The following is a 16,783-nucleotide window of genomic DNA, read 5'->3' as shown; positions in this document are numbered from 1 at the left end:
CGAAGTGGAATGACGAGCGGGAGTGCGGGCGTGGACGTCCAGGGCATGGTGGCGGCCGGCTTCGAGCCGGTCAGGGACGCCTTCGTACGGAACTTCGAGCGCCTCGGCGAACGCGGCGCGGCCGTCTCCGTCTACCGCGACGGCCGCAAGGTCGTCGACCTGTGGGCGGGCGCGCGCGACGCCGCGGGACGTGAACCGTGGGCCGTCGACACCGCGCAGGTCGTACGGTCCGCGACGAAGGGCATCGCAGCCGCCGTACCGCTGCTGCTGCACCAGCGCGGCCGGATCGACCTGGACGCCCCCGTCGGCACGTACTGGCCCGAGTTCAAGGCGGCGGGCAAGGAACGCGTCCTTGTGCGGCACCTGTTGTCCCACCGTGCGGGCGTACCGGTGGTGGACGTCCCGCTGACCCCTGCCGAGGCGCTCGACGGCGAGTCGGGGCCGCGGGCGCTGGCCGCGCAGCGACCCGTGTGGGAGCCGGGCACCGACCACGGGTACCACGCGCACACGTACGGCTGGCTGGTCGGGGAGCTCGTGCGGCGCGCGACCGGACGGTCCGTCGGGTACTGGGTCGCGGAGGAGATCGCGCGGCCGCTGGGCCTCGACTTCTGGATCGGGCTGCCGGACGGGGAGGCGCGCAGGGTCGGCAGGATCGGCGAGGTGGCCGAGCCGCCCGCGTCCGGTGGCGCACCGCGGCTGCGGCCGAAGCGGTCGGTGGCGGAGGCGTACGCGGACCCCGGCTCGCTGACGCGACGGGCGTTCGGCGTGATCCGGCCCGCCGTGGACGAGAACGCGCCGGAGTACCACGCCGCGGAGATGCCCGCGTCGGGCGGCATCTCGACGGCTCGGGCGCTGGCGCGCGCGTACGCGGCGATGATCGGCCCGGTGGACGGCCACCGGCTGTTCGCCCCGGCCACGTTGACGCTCGCGCGCACGGAGGAATCGGCGGGCCCCGACCGTGTGCTGGTCGTCTCGACGCGCTTCGGCCTCGGCTACATGCTGCACGGCCCGGCGGCGCCGATGCTGGCGAAGGGGTCGTTCGGGCATCCCGGCCGGGGCGGCTCGCTGGGATTCGCCGACCCGGAGTCGGGGATCGCCTTCGGGTACGTGACGAACGGGATGCGCAAGGGCGTCACGGCGGACCCGCGGGCACAGGCCCTGGTACGGGCGGTGCGCGCGGCGCTCTGACGGCCGCCGCGACCCGACACGGGGGGCGTGGACCGCGAGCGCGGCCATGCGCGCTCGGCCGGCTTGGTCGTTGCGCCGAGTGCGCCGAGTGCACCGCGAGCGCCCGTCGCACCGCGAGCGCCCGTCGCGCCGCGCGGGCCCTTCGCGCCGCGCGGGCCCGGCGGTCGGGTTCGACCGTGCTGCCTGCCGCGCTCAGCGGGGTTGCGCGTGCGCCGAGCCGATTGCGCCTCACGGGCCCGGCGGTTGAGCTGTGTGGCGCGTTCCGCGCACCGTGGCCGGGCCTGCGCCGCGTGTACGCCGGGCCTGCGCCCTCCCCTGCCGCGCCCCGACGGCCGGGGCGGGCGTGCCGCACGCGTCGCGAGGCAGCCGCGCGCGCCCGCGACCCAGGCGTTGCCGGCGCCCGGACCGCCGCCTGGACCGCCGCCCGGGCACGCTCGGCGACGCGCCGCAGCAGGGCGGCGGAGGCTGCCCCGGCGGGCGCTCCATCAGTCCTGGCCGGCCACGGCCCTGCGGAAGCCGAGTTGCGCCGTGAGGATCCCGCCGTCGACCGGCAGCGCCACCCCGGTGATCCACGCCGCGTCCCGCGACGCCAGGAAGGCCACGGCCGCCGCGATGTCGTCCGGCCGCCCCACACGCCCCAGCGGGTACAGCGCGGCCGCCCGTTCGAGCACGGCCTCGCGGCCGGCCCAGCCCTCCGTGTGCACCGTCCCCGGCTCGACGAGGTTTACCCGCACGCCCCTGGGCGCGGCATGACCCGACAGTGTCCTCGTCAGGCTCGCGAGGCCCGCCTTCGCCGCGCTGTAGGCGTGATTGCCGAAGTCCTGCTCGCCGTTGACCGAGCCGATCGAGACGATGGCCCCGCGCCCCGACGCGACCAGGTGCGGCAGCGCGGCACGCGCGCAGCGGAACGCGCCGGTGAGCGTGAGGTCGAGGTCGCGGGCCCAGGCCTCGTCGGTCTCGTCCTCGAACCGCGGCTCGTCGGGGGTGCACGAGTAGGCGTTGTTGACCAGCACGTCGAGCCGTCCGAACCGCTCCACCGCGTGCGCGACGGCCGCCTCGACCGACACGCGGTCGCCCACGTCGCAGCGGAACGGCTCCGCGCCCTCGATGGCCGCGGCGGTCGCGCCGGCCCGTGCCTCGTCCACGTCCGTCACGAGGACCCGCGCGCCCTCGCCGGCGAGCCGCCTCGCGACAGCGGCCCCGATGCCGCGTCCCGCGCCGGTGATCAGTACGCCGTATCCGTCGAATCGCTCCATCGGACGATGAGATCACCGCACGCACCCGGTGCACCAGAGGCCGTGCCGCTCGGTTTGACCGGCACGGGCGGGCGTGGCCGATCCTCATCAAGTGTCGACACTAGATCGTGTGCCGCTCCTGCGTCGGCCCCACTTCCGCGCCGAGTGATTCCCCATCCCGGCGACGGGTGGCGGGGAAGGGTGCGACGAGCCCGGTGGAGGCAGTGGGGCTTGTTTGCTCCGCTTGGTCCCGCTCTGAGGTAGGGCATTCCCGTATTCATCCGCACCATGCGGGTGGCGGCCAGTCGGCGGACGGAAGGGATCCGGCGCGTCAACCCGGCGACACCCGAACAACTTGAACGGGTGTTCGCCGCCCTATGGACATCGACCGAGGCCGCTGCTTGAATCAGAGTGTCGACACTTCGGGTGCGAGACGGCCCGGGTGCTCGGCCGCGTGACCGGCTCTCCCCTCGGAGGAGGTATCCGTGAACCATCCATCCCAGAAACTGGTCGTCGACGACGTACGGCTCGGGCACTGGTCGTCCCGCACCGCAGCGTTCTCCCTCGCGTGCGACGGGCTGTCGTTCGAGATCGCGGAGAACGAGTTCGTGGCCATCGTGGGCCCGAGCGGCTGCGGGAAGACCACGTTCCTGACGGCGCTGGCGGGCCTCACGCCGGTGTCCTCGGGCCGCCTGGAGCTGAACGGCGCGCAGATACAGGGCCCTTCGCCCGACCGATCCCTCGTCTTCCAGCACGCGTCGCTGTTCCCGTGGCGGACGGTCGAGACGAACATCGAGTTCGGACTCAAGGCGCAGAAGCGGCTCGACACGGCCGGCAGGGCGCGCGTCGCCGATCTGGTGCGGCTGGTGGGGCTCGCGGGCAAGGAGGCCACCTATCCGCGCGAGCTGTCCGGCGGCATGAGCCAGCGCGTCAACCTGGCACGCGCCCTGGCGACCGACCCCGACCTGCTCCTGCTCGACGAGCCGTTCTCCGCGCTCGATGCGCAGACGCGCGAGGTCATGCAGGAGGAGCTGACCCGCATATGGCAGGCGGACGGCGCCGGCAAGGGCAAGACCGCCGTCTTCGTCACGCACGACGTGCCGGAGGCCGTGTTCCTCGCCGACCGCGTCGTCGTGTTCTCCAGCGGCCCCGCCCACCTCGTCGAGGTCGTCGATGTCGATCTGCCGCGCCCGCGCGAGGCGGCCGTCAAGCGCTCACCCGAATTCCAGGAGATCAGCGACTACATCCTCCGGCTCGTCATGAGCCAGACCCAACCAGGCCGAAGGGCGAGTGACCATGGCAGCAACGCAACTGTCGTCGGATAGGGTCCAGGCCCCGCTCCGCGAGGCGAGGACGGGCCCGCGCCGTCCGGCCGGCCGCCACCTCAACCTGGCCCTCGGGGCCGTGGGCCTGATCGTGGTGCTGGCGGCCTGGCAGGTCTGCGCCTCCACGGGCATCGTCGACCCCAACTTCAGCAGCTCGCCGGCCGGCGCGTTCACGGCGCTGGTCGACTCGATCGCGTCGGGCACGATCTGGGGGCCCCTCGGGTCGACGCTGTCGATCGTCGCGCTCGGCATGGCGATCTCCGTCGTCGTCGGGATACCGGTCGGCCTGCTGATCGGCCGCAACAGGTACCTCTTCGGGCTGACGGACCCGCTGATCAGCATCATGTACTCGGTGCCCTACGTGGTGTTCCTGCCGATGCTGATCTTCTGGTTCGGCATAGGGACGCAAGCACGCCTGGTGATCGTGGTGTGGAGCTCGATGTTCCCGCTGCTCATCAACGTCATCGCCGGCACGCGCAACCTCGACCCGGCGTACACGCAGGTCTCCCGCGTCTACTGCGCGTCCCGCATGTACACCCTGCGGTCCGTCGCCTTTCCCGCGACGCTCCCGTACATCCTCGCCGGCGTACGGCAGGCGGTGGGGCGCGCCCTGATCGGTGCCATCGTCGCCGAGCTGTTCATGGGTTCGTCTGGCCTCGGCTACCAGGTGCAGTTGCAGACGTCGAACTTCGAGATGGACGACGCGATGGCCTCCATCGCCGTGATCGCCGTCGTGGCCATCGTCCTCACCCGGGGCGTCGGACAGCTCGAGCGGCGTTTCACGTTCTGGTCGGCCACGGACTGAGTGAGGAGACCGTCCATGCGCATGCGCGCCACGAGAAGGCTCTCCGTTCCGCTGGGTGTTGTACTCGCGCTGACCGCCTCGGGCTGCGCGGTGTCGGGATCCGCCTCGGTGCGGCCGGCCAGTATGAAGATGACGATCGGCTACACCGCCATCGGCGCCGCCTACTCGGACCTCTACGTCTGCCAGGACTACGGCGTGTTCAAGAAGAACGGCCTCGACGTCAAGCTCACACTGCTCAACAGCTCGTCGCAGCTGGTGGCCGCGCTGGTGAGCAACAGTGTGCAGATCGGTGTCGGCGCCACCACGGCGACGGCGGCGGGCGCGATGAATCTCAAGGGCGTCGACCTGCGGTACATCGCGCTGCCCATCAAGCGCTACTACATGGAGATGTGGGGCAGGAAGTCGCTGCGCCCCGGTGACGGCATCAAGGGCGCGAAGATCGGGCTGAGTTCGCCCGGCTCACTCGGCGATGCGGCGATGGACGCGCTCATCAAGAAGAACGGCTGGTCGAAGAAGGACGTCCAGAAGGTCTATCTGAAGTCCACACCGGCCGAGGTGTCGGCCCTGGAGAACGGCGCGGTCGACGCGATCGTGACCCAGCCGCCGACCGGCACCAAGACCCGGCGCAAGGGATTCAAGAAGATCATGGACTTCACGGACCTGCCGGTCGCGGCCAACGCCTACACCGTGCGGACCGACTACCTGTCCGCCAACGGCAAGGCCGTCGCCGCCTTCACCAAGTCCGAGGCACAGTGCCTCGCACTGCTGCACAACAACCGTCAGGCGGCGGTGCGCAGCATCATGAAACACAGCGGAGTCGACAACAAGGCGCTCGCCGAGTACTCGTACGACTTCTTCAACCGGCTGTGGGCGAAGGACCCGAGGGTCGATCCCGGGCTCGTCCACGACGCCTTCGCCGCCACGGTCGCCAAGGGCGTCGGCACGATGCCGAAGAACACCGACGTGTTCATCGACAACTCCTACGTCGACAAGCTGAAGGCGTCCGGCTTCATCGGCTCCCTGTACAAGTGACGGAACGGAGGGCGAGTGGCGTGGGATCACTCGACGACATCGACGACCTGCGGGACTGGCTCGCGCTCGCCGAGAAGCTGGGCGAGGTCAGGGCGGTCGAAGGCGCCCACTGGGACAAGGAGATCGGCGCCGTGTCCCAGGCCAACTACCAGCGCCACGACCCGCCCGCGCTGCTCTTCGACGACATCGTCGGCCACCGGCGCGGGCAGCGGGTGCTGACGGCGTCCATGAGCAACGCCCGCCGCCTCGGCATGACGCTCGGGCTCGGCACGGACCTGGACGACAAGGCGCTGGTGGAGGCGCTGCGCAGCAAGCCGGGCGAGTGGGCCGCGAACGCCTCCCGCTACCCGGTGCGCGAGGTGGCGACGGGCCCCGTCGCACAGAACGTCCTCGGGCCCGACGACATCGACCTGCTGCAATTCCCGGTGCCGCTGTGGCACGAGGCGGACGGCGGGCGCTACATCGGCACCGGCTGCGCGGTGTTCACGACCGACCCCGGCACGGGCGTGCTCAACGCGGGCGCGTACCGGATGCAGGTGCAAAACGACGGGCGTGCGGCGAGCATCAACATCGAGGCGGGCAAGCACGGCGCCGCCCACGTGCGGGAGTGGTTCGCCCGGGAGGGCAGGGCGCCGGTGACGGCGTCGCTCGGACACGACCCGCTGCTGCTGGTCGTCGCGGGCACGGAGGTGCCGGCCGGCACCTCCGAGCTGGAGTACGCGGGCGCCGTGCGCGGCAGGCCCGTCGACGTCGTCAAGGGAGAGGTCACCGGCCTGCCGATCCCGGCGGGCGCCGAGATCGCCGTCGAGGGGTGGCTCCGCCCCGGCCGGCGTGAGCAGGAGGGCCCGTTCGGCGAGTGGACGGGCTACTACAGCGGCGGCGCCGAGCCCGTCCTGACCCTGGACGTGGAGCGCGTCTACTTCCGCGACGACCCCATTCTGCTGGGCGCTCCCCCCGGCAAGCCCCCGCACGACTACTCCTACATGCGCAGTGTCATGAAGTCCGCCATGATCCAGGACGCCCTCATCCGGTGCGGGCTGCCGGGAGTCGAGGGAGTGTGGGCCCACGAGGCGGGCGGTGGACGCCAGTTGCTGGCCGTGGCGATCGACCAGCGGTACGCGGGGCACGCCCGGCAGGCCGGCTACCTGGCTGCCCAACTGCCCGCCGCCGCCTACATGAACAAGTTCGTGGTCGTCGTCGACGCCGACGTCAACCCGCGCAGCCTCAGCGACGTGGTGTGGGCGATGTGCACCCGTACGGACCCGGCGGAGGACATCGAGACGCTGCGCAAGACCTGGGGCAGCCGCGTCGACCCGCTGCGCGAGCGGGACGCACCACCCTTCAACAGCCGGGCAGTCATCGACGCGTGCAGGCCCTGGTCCCGGCTCGGATCCTTCCCCAGGGTCGCGGAGGCCGACCCGGCCCTGCTCGACCAGGTCGTCAAGCGCTGGCCCGACGTGCTGGGCGGGCCGCGGTGAGCACTGCGCCGAGCCGCCCGCCGTACCCGAAGATCGGGGACAAGGCCGGGTGGCACGAGCTGACACGGATGCTGGGCCGCGGCGTGCCGGGTGCCAGCATCGCCGACGAGATAGCCGTCGCGGTCGCGGCGGAGATCATCGAGGGCAGGCTCTCGCCCGGTGACGACCTCAACTCGGTCGAGCTGGCACGGACGTTCAACAGCAGCAGGACACCGGTGCGGGAGGCACTGCTCGTGCTGGAGCGCGAGGGCTTCGTCCAGATCACCGCGCGCCGCAGGCCCAGAGTGGCGCGGTTGCTGCTGAGCGAGGTGCGCGAGCTGTACAACCTGCGGGCCGAGCTGTACGCGGTGGTGAGCCACCTGGTGTGCAAGGTCGCCACCGCCGATGACCTCGACGCGCTGCGCCGCCACCAGCACGCGCTCGACCTGGCGGCCGCCGAGGACGATGTGGACCGCTACTTCTGGGTCAACGTCCAGTACCGCAACAAGGAGGCGGCCATCGCGCGGGACGCGACCCTGCGCAGGGTGCTGGACACGCTCGGGCTGCGCGCGCTCCAGCTGCGCCACCTCAGCCTGTCGCAGCCCGGCAGGCTCGGCCCCTCCGCCAAGGACCACGCGCGCCTGCTGCGCGCCTACGAGGAGCGCGACGCCGACCTGGCGTCCGCGCTCACCCAGTCGCTGGTCAGAGGCGGCTTCGCGGCCATAGAGCGGTCCGGCTGGACGGGGGAGGAGCCATGACCGCACGGACGCCGAAAGGCGGCGGCCCGTACACAGGCGAGACAGAGGCGAGGAAGGCGATGTCCGTACCACTGCGTTTCCGGCTCAACCACGAAGACGTCGAGATCCATGTCGACGACCCCGGCAGGCCGCTCCTCGACGTTCTGCGCCACGACCTGGACCTGACCGGCACGAAGTCCGGCTGCGAGATCGGGTACTGCGGCGCCTGCACGGTCATCGTGGACGGGGAGGCAGTGCCGTCCTGCCTGAAGATGGTGGGCCTGCTGGAAGGCAGCGACGTCCGCACCGTGGAGGACCTGGGCGGGCCCGAAGGCCTGGACCCGGTGCAGCGCGCGTTCGTCGAGAAGGCCGGGTTCCAGTGCGGCTTCTGCACGCCGGGCCACGTCATGGGCGTGCGGGCGCTGCTCGACCGCGACCCGGAGCCGAGCGAGGAGCGGCTGCGCGCGACCGTCGACGGCAACTACTGCCGGTGCACCGGCTACGTGAAGATCCTCGACGCGGCCCGCGCGGCCGCCCGCTCCGAGGGGAAGAGCTGATGTCCACCACGGAACTGCCCGCAGCCGGGCTCGACCTCGGCCGGGCCCTGCTCTCGCCGCTGATCGGCCGGCCCGTCGAGCGCATCGACGGCGTGGAGAAGGTGACGGGCCGCTCCTCCTACGCGGCGGACACCCGGCTGCCCCGCATGCTGTACGGCGCCGTCCTGCGCTCCCCGCACGCCCATGCGCGCGTCCTGTCCATCGACACCTCGCGCGCCGAGCGGCTGCCCGGCGTGCTGGCCGTCATCACCGGCGAGGACACCGCCAAGGTGAAGTGGGGCGCGTTCCGCCCCGACGTGTACCCCCTCGCGCTCGACCGCGTCCGGTACGTGGGCGACGAGGTGGCGGCCGTCGCCGCCCGCGACCTGGAGACCGCGCGCCGTGCCTGCGAGCTGATCTCCGTCGCGTACGAGCCCCTGCCCGCCGTGGGCTCGCTCGACGAGGCGCTCGCCGAGGGCGCGCCCCTCGTCCACGACGACGCACCGGGCAACGTCGCCCACGAGTTCGGCTTCGACCGGGGAGGCGCCGACGACTGGTTCGACCGCAGCGACGTCGTCGTCGAGGGCGTCTGGGAGACGGCACGCCAGTGGCACGCCTCCATCGAGACCATCGGCTGCACCGCCGAGTGGTCGGGGGAGCGCATGTCGATGTGGGTGAACACGCAGACGCCGTTCCTCGCCCGCCAGCGCTACGCGACGGCACTCGGCCTGCCGCTGCGGTCGGTGCGGGTCGTGCAGACGGAGATCGGCGGCGGGTTCGGCGGCAAGTCGGGCGACGACAACACGTCCGTCATCTGCGCCATCCTGGCCAGGAAGACGGGCAGGCCCGTGCAGCTCGTCAACACGCGCGAGGACGAGTTCCTCGCGAGCCGCCCCCGCATCCCCATGCGCTACCGGGTCAAGCTCGGCTTCACCGCGTCCGGCCTCGTCACGGCGAAGGACATCGAGGTGATCGCGGACAACGGCGCCTACACGGGCAAGGCGCAGGCGGTGCTCGGCGCCGCGACCGTCCGCCACGACGCGCTCTTCAACTACCGGGCGGTGAAGGCGCACTCGCGTCTCGTCTACACCAACCTCGTGCCCACTGGCGCCTTCCGCGGCTTCGGCAACCCGTCAGCCGACTGGGCCGTCGGGCAGGCGTGGGACCTGGCGGCGGAAAGGCTGGGCATCGAGGTGCCCGACCTGTTCCTGATGAACGCCGTGGAATCCGGCAGCGTCTCCCCGCACAACCACCGCATCACCAGCTGCGAGCTGAAGCAGTGCATCAGCAGGGCGGCCAAGGCGATCGACTGGGCGGGCAAGCGCGCCGCCCCGGCACCCAACCGGGGCCTCGCGATGGGCGTCAGCGTCCACGTATCGGGGCGGCGCAGCTTCGGCGACTACGACGGCAGTTCCGCGATCGTCCGGCTCACGGAGGACGGGCGCGCCGCGGTCATCGTCGGCGAGGGAGAGATCGGCACGGGCGCGCGGACGACCCTCGCGCAGATCGCCGCCGCCGAACTCGGCATCGCCGTCGCGGACGTCTCCGTCTCCCGCCCCGACACGGACCTGACGACGCACGCGCTCGGCGCGCTCGCCAGCCGCGTCACGTACGTCGCGGGCAACGCCGTCAAGCGCGCGGCCGAGCAGGCATGCGAGCAGCTCCTGGACGCCGCGGCGCGCCAGTTGGACCGGCCGGCGTCACAGCTGTGGGTGGCCGACGGGGTGGTGCACGGGCCGGCCGGTGCGGACGGTGAGGGCGCCGTGTCGTCACCGGTCGGCGCGGTCGTGCGGGCCGAGCTCTACCGGCCCGACGGGCAGCCGATCGTCGGGCTCGGCTCGTTCGACAACCCGTCCGACTTCCCCGACCAGTCCCGCTACGGCAACGAGTCGGGGGCCTACAACTTCGCCGCCGAGGCGGCAGAGGTGGAGGTCGACCCGGCGACGGGCGCGATCACCGTCACGGAGTTCGCCGCCGTCGTCGACTGCGGCACGGTCCTCAACCCGCCGCTGGCCGAGGGACAGGTCGAGGGCGGCGTCGCGCAGGGGCTCGGCATGGCGGTCACCGAGCGTTTCGCCTGGCAGGACGGGGCGCCCGCGCGACCCAACTTCTCCGACTACAAGCTGCCCACGGCGGGGATCATGCCGCGCGAACTGCACGTGGAGTTCGCGGATTCCTACGAGCCGACGGGGCCCTTCGGCGCGAAGGGTGTCGGCGAGATATCGCTCGACCCGGTGCCGTCGATCATCGCGAGCGCCGTGGCGGACGCGGTGGGCGTACGGGTCCACGAGCTGCCGATCACGGCGGAGAAGGTGTTCTGGGGCATGGCGAACCGCGCCGCCCCACCCACAGCCGCAGGGAAGGAGGAGGACAGCCGATGACCACGCTCGCACCCGGACCCGCCCCGCTCGACGCACGCCGCGCACCCGTCGGGATCGTCGTACCGGGCACGGTCGACGAGGCGGTGGCGCTGCTCGCCGCGGACGATGCCGCCGCGCTCGGCGGCGGTGTCCGCCACGCGCTCGACCGCCACCACCGCAACACGACGGCGCGCGCGGCCACCCTCGTCTCGCTGGCCGGGCTGCCCGGCCTGTCGGAGATACGGCACGACAGCGACGGGACCACCCTCGGCGCCGGCATGCGCCTCGAAGCGTGCGCCGCCGACGAGAGACTCGCCCGCGTCTGGCCCGCCGTCAGCGAGGCGTGCGGGTCGGTCGCCACCGCCCGCGTACGCAGGCTGGTCACACTCGGCGGGAACATCGCGGCGCGCGACGACGCGCACGATCCGCCCGTCGCGCTGACCGCCGCCGGAGCGGTACTCGCCGTGCGCGGCGCCCGGGGCCCACGCACGCTCGCCATGGGGGAGCTGACCGGCCCCGGCGGGCTGCGGCGCGACGAGCTGATCGAGTCCGTCCGCCTGCCGCTGCCGCGCCCCGAGGACGGCGCCACCGGCTCGGCCTTCGAGAAATTCCTGGTCCGCGGCGTGTGGGAGTACGCGTGCGTGCACGTCGCCGCCGTCGCCTCGCTCGACGCGCATGGCCGCGCCCGCAGGCTCTCCCTCGCCGTCGGCTCCGTCGAGGGCGGTCCCGTCGCCGTCGACCTGACCCGGCTGCTCGGCGAGACGGCAGGCGAAGAGCTCGTCGCACAGGCCGCGGCGACCGCCGCATCCTCCACACACCCCTACGACGATGTGCGGGGATCGGCCGCATACAAGACGCGCATGATCGCGGAGTTCGCGCGGCGGGCGCTCACCACCGCGCTGCGCCGGGCACGCGGCGCCGCACAAGACGAAGGAGGCGGCCGGTGACCGGCACCACGATCGACGGCGAGGCACCCACCCGCGACGGCGTCGCCCTGTCGTACACGCACACACCCGCCGCGCGGGACGCGCCTCCCGACCCGCCGCGCGTCGTCCTCGTGCACAGCCTCGCCCTCGACAGGTCGCTGTGGTCGAGAGTGGTACCGCTGCTCGCCGGCCGCGCCGAGGCGCTGACCTACGACTGCCGTGGCCACGGACGCTCCGGGCGGCCGCAAGGCCCCTACAGCGTCGAGCAGTTCGCCGACGACCTGGCCGACCTGATGGACCACCTCGGATGGCGGGACGCCATCGTCGCGGGCTGCTCGATGGGCGGCTGCGTGGCGCAGGCGTTCGCCGCCCGCCATCGCGACCGCACGCGCGCAGCGCTGTTCGTCGACACCACCGCCTGGTACGGGCCCACAGCCGCAGCCGACTGGGCCGGGCGAGCGGCGAAGGCACGGCGCGAGGGGCTCGGCGCGCTCATCCCGTTCCAGCTGACGCGATGGTTCGGCGACGCGTTCCGCCAGCGGGAGCCCGAGCTGATGGAGCGCCTGCGGGCCGTCTTCACCGCCAACGACCTCAGCGCATACGAGGCGACGTGCGCCATGCTCGGCGCCGCCGACCTGAGGGCATCGGCGCCCACCGTGCCCCGCCCGGCCGCGGTCCTCGTCGGCCAGGACGACCTGGCGACCCCGCCGGCGATGGCGCGGGCGCTGGCGGACCTCGTCGGGGACGGCCCGGCGACGGTGGTGCCCGGCACCCGCCACCTGACCCCGCTGGAGAACCCGGAGGCGGTGGCGGCCGCGCTCGCCGCGCTGGTCCGCCGCTCCTCCAGGGCAGGGGCGGCGTCGTGACGGTCGTCGACGTCCACGCGCACCACGTCGGCGCGCACGCCGTGGACCGCATCCGCGAGGAGGGCGAGGCACACGGCGTGCGGCTGACGTCGCGCGAGGTGGACGGCAGGCGGGTCACACGCGTCGAGGTCGGCGGCAGGCCGAGCGGGCTGCCGCTGATCCCCCGCCTCAGCGATGTCGCGGAGCGGCTCGCGTGGATGGCGGCCGCCGGCGTCGACGTGCAGCTCGTCGCCCCCTGGATGGACCTCGCAGGGTACGAACTGCCGCCACGCGACGGCCTGTGGCTGGCCCGCGTGCAGAACGACTCGACGGCCGCGCTGTGCGCCGCTCACCCGGGCCGGTTCAAGGGCGCGGCGGCCGTGCCGCTCCAGGCGCCTGACCTCGCGGCCGCCGAACTGCGCCGGGCCGTCACGGAACTCGGCCACGAGGCCGTGCAGATCGGCGCGCGCGTCGGCGGCACGGGCCTGGACGATCCGTCACTCGCCCCCTTCTGGCGCACGGCGCAGGAGTTGGACGTGCCGGTCATCGTGCACCCGGCGGAGCTCGACGTGCCCGAGAGGATGCGGCGCCTGTTCCTGCACATCCTGGTCGGCAACCCGTCGGAGACGACGTTCGCGGCGGCCGCGCTGCTGCTCGGCGGGATCCTGGAGGAGTATCCGGGCCTGCGGGTCCTGCTGGTGCACGGCGGCGGCTTCGTCCCCTACCAGATGGGCCGGCTCGACCGTGGCTTCACCGCGGCCCCGCCGGCGGCACGGGCGAGGGGCCGGCTGAGCCCGCGGCAGCTCGCCGGCAGGCTGTACTTCGACACGGTCCTGCACGACGACGACGCCCTGCGCCACCTGCTGGACTTCGCCGGTCCCGGGAGGGTCGCGCTCGGCAGCGACTACCCGTTCCCGATGCGCCTCGACCGGCCGGTGGCCGCGCTCGACGCGCTGAAACCGGCCGAAGAGGACCGGGCGCGCGTGCTGTCGGCGGCCGGGCTGTTCCGGCCGCCTGGGGGAGGGGGCGCGTAACACGACCGTCCGGCACCATCGTCCCGTCCGGACGGGGCAGGCGCCCGCCCGGCCGCCTCCTGGCTCAGCGGGCTCGCGTGCGGTGCCCTGCCGGCGCCGGGGCCGTGTCTGGGTGCCTCCGGCGGCCCGCGGCCGGCCGTCCCCTGGTCTTGGGCCGTATGCGGCTCCCGTCTGGACGGGGCAGGCGCCCGCCCGGCCGCCTTCCGGCTCAGCGGGCTCGCGTGCGGTGCCCTGCCGGCGCCGGGGCCGTGTCTGGGTGCCTCCGGCGGTCCGCGGACGGCCGGGCCCTGGCGTTGGGCCCGAATGCGGCTCCCGTCCGGACGGGGCAGGCGCCCACTGTGGCTCCGGCTCTCGGCGGGCCCCGCACGCGGCGGCTTCGGCCCGTGGAGGTGCTGCCTCCGGGGGTTACCTGCGGCGCGCGGCCAGTCCGGGGCCCCGCGCGCCGAACGCCGGCCCCGGCTGTTCCGCCCGCCACGGCGCCCGTGCGCGGCCGGGCGAGGGGCGAACGCCCCGGCAGCGGGCTGCCCGTCAGCCGGAGAAGCCGCTCAAGACCGAGCCCTCCACCGCCGCCAGGCCCCGGCGGACGATGGAGCGGTTGAGCGCGGCCGCCAGGTCGGCGTCCCGTTCGGTGTAGGCCTGCAGCAGGCGCCTGTGGTCGCCGACGGACGTCTCCACGCGCCCCGGCAACGACAGGCTCAGGTGGCGCAGTTGCAGCGTCCTGATGCCCACCGAGTCGAGGACGCCGCGCACCGTCTCGTTCGCCGCGAGCCTGGCCTCCGTCGTGCGGAAACCCACCACGTGCCAGAAGTAGCGCTCCACGTCGCCGTCCGCCGCCGCTGCTTCCAGGTCGGCCTGCGCCTCGCGCAGCTCGTCCAGGCGCTCGTCCGGGCAGTGCCGCACGATGCGCCTGCTGACCAGGGCGTACAGCTCGGCGCGCAGCTCGTAGATCTCCCTGACCTCGTCGATCCCCAGCGTGCGAACCCGCGGCCGCTTGCGCGCGGCGATCTCGACGAGGCCCTCGCGCTCCAGCGTCGCCAGCGCCTCCCTGACCGGCGTGCGGCTGCTGTGGAAGCGGCGGGCGAGTTCGACGGAGTTCAGGTCGTCGCCCGGCTTGAGCCGCCCCTCGACGATCGAGGCGCCGACGGACACGAGGATCTGCGCGCCGACGCTGCCGATGTCCTCCGCCCTGCCCAGCACGCGCAGGATCTCGCGCTCGCCCGCCGTGAGCCCGGGCCGGTCGAGCACGGCCCTCGCCCGCCCGGGGCGCACCGCGCCGTCTTCGTCCGGGCCCGCGCCGTCACCCGTCACACTTCCGCCCGTCACTCGTCCTCCGCTACCGCTACCCGTCATCGCCGCCGCCCGTCGCGTCACCCGGTTCCCGCCCGGCCCACGGGGCCCTACGCGGCGGTGCGCGGCGGCTGCCTGCGGCCGGCCTCCGCCAGCGTGGTGTTGACGACCACGATCACCGCCAGCGCGACGGCCCACACCGGTCGCCCCGCAGCCCACAGGGCGACAGCGCCGCCGCCCAGCACGACAGCCTTGACCAGCAGCACACCGGCGAGCGGCAGCGTGTACTTGGCGCGGGGCGCGGCGAACATCCCCCACACCACCATGGCCGCGAGCGGCATCACGACGGCGAGCAGCGTGCCGCCCGTACGCAGCCCCCACCAGCACAGCGCGGCGAACGCGGCCAGTTCCACCAGGAAGGCCAGCGACTCGTTCAGCACGAACCACACGGGCCGCCCGGTCCAGTCCCGCACCTGCCCGCCATCGGCGGGGGACCGGTCCGTGCCCGGGACCGCGCCGCGCTCCGCCTCGCCCTCACTCATGCGGTCGACCGTACCCGGACCCGCCGCGCCGCTCACAACCAGTTCGCGGTGTCCGAGCCCCAGGGCGTCGCGAGGTGGCGCCAGTCCGCGGGGGCGCCCTCGTAGTGGACGGGCGGCAGCGCGTGGCGCACGGCGAGTTCCGGGGACGGGCGCTCCGTGACGTACTGGTCGGGCGCGTACGGCGGCCCCGGCAGGGGATCGGTTTCGATGCCGTGCTGGAGCCACCGCGCTGTGCCCGCGAGCGACAGCCGCACATGCGAGCCCGCACCCGTCGCGTGCCGCGCGGTCAGCGAGCGCAGGACCGCGGCGGCGAGCAGGTAGCCCGTCCCGTGGTCGAGGGCCTGCGCGGGCAGCGCGCCCGGCGAGCCGTCGTCCGCCGCCTCCGTCGCCGCGATGCCACTGGCCGCCTGGACGAGGCTGTCGAAGCCGCGGCGCCCCGCCCAGGGCCCCACGGCCTCCTCGGACCAGCCCCACGCGGACAGCTGCGCCACGACGAGGCCGGGGTGGCGCTCCCGTACGGCGTGCGCGGACAGCCCGAGGCCGTCGAGCGCGCCGGGCCGGTAGCCGGTCACCAGCACGTCGGCGGAGGCGAGCAGCGCGTCGAAGGTCTCACGGTCGGCCCCGCCGGGCGCGAGGTCGAGCAGCGTCGAGCGCTTGCCCATGCCGGTGTCGGCGTGTGCGTCCGGCGTTTCCGGCAGCCGCGGCGAGTCGACGCGCAGCACGTCGGCGCCCAGCAGGGCCAGGGTGCGGGTGGCGACCGGCCCGGCGATCACCCGCGTCAGGTCGAGGACGCGCACGCCCTGCGCGGGCAGCGCCGCAGGCCCCAGCGGCCGTGCGCCGGACGCCCCGCCCGGCGCGGCCCCGCCCGCCTGGGCTCCGTCCGCCACCGTCTCCACCAGCGGCAGCGTGGACGCCACCGGCGCGGTGGCGACCCGCACGGCGAGCCCGCCGCCCGTGTACACGGCCTCCTGCACGTCATCGGCGCGCAACCCGGCGAGCTGGGAGGCCAGGCGCGCGACCAGCCTGTCGTCGTCGCCGATGTCCTCGGCGCCGAGCGCGCGCAGCAGCCGGGCCCGGTGGTGCGGGTAGTTGGCGTGGGTGCGCACCCAGCCGTCGGACGTCGGCCAGAAGCGGGACAGCGGCGCGAAGGCCGTCGGGTGCCTGCCGTCGACCCGCAGGTGGCGCTCGCTGACGAACGCGGTGGCGACCGCACCCTCCTTGACCGCCACGGCCGGTACCCGCGCGTCCCCGCGCCGCGCCGCGAGCAGCTCGGCGGCGGCCAGGGACGCGGCGCCCACGGTGGCACGCGCCAGCTCCCGCACGGGCAGCCGCGCGGGCAGGACGTCGGCTGCGCCCTCGTAGGAGACGCGCTCCAGGAGCTCGGGCGGCCCGCCGAGGGCCTGCCAGGCGGTCGCCGTCGCGGCGTCGGGGTGAGGCGTCACGTTCATGGCGCCCATTGTCGGCGCAGGACACC

General features: G+C 73.8%; 15 protein-coding genes. 11 read left to right on the top strand and 4 right to left on the bottom strand.

Annotation, left to right across the window (positions count from 1 at the left end):
* Nucleotides 1-30 precede the first annotated feature (30 nt).
* Nucleotides 31-1,188: a serine hydrolase domain-containing protein gene (locus IH48_RS0100990; RefSeq protein ID WP_030897729.1), complete on the top strand. Its 1,158-nt coding sequence runs from the start codon at nucleotides 31-33 to the stop codon at nucleotides 1,186-1,188.
* Between the two features lie 485 nt (nucleotides 1,189-1,673).
* Here the strand turns inward: IH48_RS0100990 and IH48_RS0100980 are convergent, their stop codons facing one another.
* Complete coding sequence (locus tag IH48_RS0100980) at nucleotides 1,674-2,444, bottom strand: SDR family NAD(P)-dependent oxidoreductase (RefSeq protein ID WP_030897726.1); 771 nt, start codon at nucleotides 2,442-2,444, stop codon at nucleotides 1,674-1,676.
* A gap of 464 nt (nucleotides 2,445-2,908) precedes the next feature.
* Between IH48_RS0100980 and IH48_RS0100975 the strand changes: the two genes are divergently transcribed.
* The 10 genes from IH48_RS0100975 to IH48_RS0100930 are packed head-to-tail and all read left to right on the top strand — an operon-like array spanning nucleotide 2,909 to nucleotide 13,480.
* Nucleotides 2,909-3,748 (top strand): ABC transporter ATP-binding protein, encoded by an 840-nt coding sequence (locus tag IH48_RS0100975; protein ID WP_051838918.1) that lies wholly within the window; start codon nucleotides 2,909-2,911, stop codon nucleotides 3,746-3,748.
* On the top strand, nucleotides 3,720-4,553 hold the full coding sequence (locus IH48_RS0100970) for an ABC transporter permease (protein WP_030897722.1): 834 nt from the start codon (nucleotides 3,720-3,722) through the stop codon (nucleotides 4,551-4,553). The genes IH48_RS0100975 and IH48_RS0100970 overlap by 29 nt, the downstream gene beginning before the upstream one ends.
* A gap of 15 nt (nucleotides 4,554-4,568) precedes the next feature.
* The gene (locus IH48_RS0100965) at nucleotides 4,569-5,585 is read left to right on the top strand and encodes an ABC transporter substrate-binding protein (protein ID WP_030897718.1); all 1,017 of its coding nucleotides are present in this window, start codon (nucleotides 4,569-4,571) and stop codon (nucleotides 5,583-5,585) included.
* A 20-nt stretch (nucleotides 5,586-5,605) separates the two neighbouring features.
* On the top strand, nucleotides 5,606-7,063 hold the full coding sequence (locus IH48_RS0100960) for a UbiD family decarboxylase (RefSeq protein WP_037840747.1): 1,458 nt from the start codon (nucleotides 5,606-5,608) through the stop codon (nucleotides 7,061-7,063).
* On the top strand, nucleotides 7,060-7,800 hold the full coding sequence (locus tag IH48_RS0100955; RefSeq protein ID WP_199809866.1) for a GntR family transcriptional regulator: 741 nt from the start codon (nucleotides 7,060-7,062) through the stop codon (nucleotides 7,798-7,800). The genes IH48_RS0100960 and IH48_RS0100955 overlap by 4 nt, the downstream gene beginning before the upstream one ends.
* The gene (locus IH48_RS0100950) at nucleotides 7,797-8,336 is read left to right on the top strand and encodes a (2Fe-2S)-binding protein (RefSeq protein ID WP_199809865.1); all 540 of its coding nucleotides are present in this window, start codon (nucleotides 7,797-7,799) and stop codon (nucleotides 8,334-8,336) included. The genes IH48_RS0100955 and IH48_RS0100950 overlap by 4 nt, the downstream gene beginning before the upstream one ends.
* Nucleotides 8,336-10,696, top strand: coding sequence for a xanthine dehydrogenase family protein molybdopterin-binding subunit (locus IH48_RS0100945; RefSeq protein WP_051838915.1), 2,361 nt, complete (start codon nucleotides 8,336-8,338; stop codon nucleotides 10,694-10,696). Before IH48_RS0100950 ends, IH48_RS0100945 begins: the two co-directional genes overlap by 1 nt.
* Nucleotides 10,693-11,622, top strand: coding sequence for an FAD binding domain-containing protein (locus IH48_RS35605; protein WP_030897696.1), 930 nt, complete (start codon nucleotides 10,693-10,695; stop codon nucleotides 11,620-11,622). Before IH48_RS0100945 ends, IH48_RS35605 begins: the two co-directional genes overlap by 4 nt.
* Nucleotides 11,619-12,467 (top strand): alpha/beta fold hydrolase, encoded by an 849-nt coding sequence (locus tag IH48_RS0100935; RefSeq protein WP_030897694.1) that lies wholly within the window; start codon nucleotides 11,619-11,621, stop codon nucleotides 12,465-12,467. Before IH48_RS35605 ends, IH48_RS0100935 begins: the two co-directional genes overlap by 4 nt.
* Nucleotides 12,464-13,480, top strand: coding sequence for an amidohydrolase family protein (locus IH48_RS0100930; RefSeq protein ID WP_051838913.1), 1,017 nt, complete (start codon nucleotides 12,464-12,466; stop codon nucleotides 13,478-13,480). The genes IH48_RS0100935 and IH48_RS0100930 overlap by 4 nt, the downstream gene beginning before the upstream one ends.
* 528 nt (nucleotides 13,481-14,008) lie before the next feature.
* Here IH48_RS0100930 and IH48_RS0100925 read toward each other — a convergent pair.
* The 3 genes from IH48_RS0100925 to IH48_RS0100915 form a co-directional block, all read right to left on the bottom strand.
* On the bottom strand, nucleotides 14,009-14,803 hold the full coding sequence (locus IH48_RS0100925) for a GntR family transcriptional regulator (protein WP_199809864.1): 795 nt from the start codon (nucleotides 14,801-14,803) through the stop codon (nucleotides 14,009-14,011).
* 74 nt (nucleotides 14,804-14,877) lie between these two features.
* Nucleotides 14,878-15,309, bottom strand: coding sequence for a YrdB family protein (locus IH48_RS0100920; protein ID WP_078849449.1), 432 nt, complete (start codon nucleotides 15,307-15,309; stop codon nucleotides 14,878-14,880).
* Nucleotides 15,310-15,341: 32 nt separating this feature from the next.
* Nucleotides 15,342-16,766 carry a CoA transferase gene (locus IH48_RS0100915; protein ID WP_420705429.1) on the bottom strand — a complete coding sequence of 475 codons (1,425 nt, stop codon included), beginning with the start codon at nucleotides 16,764-16,766 and terminating at the stop codon, nucleotides 15,342-15,344.
* Nucleotides 16,767-16,783 lie beyond the last annotated feature (17 nt).

Origin of the sequence: Streptomyces sp. NRRL F-5126 (assembly GCF_000721265.1) — a bacterium.
Taxonomy (GTDB): domain Bacteria; phylum Actinomycetota; class Actinomycetes; order Streptomycetales; family Streptomycetaceae; genus Streptomyces.
Note: the sequence above shows the minus strand (reverse complement) of the source record. Positions and strands in the feature narration are given on the sequence as shown.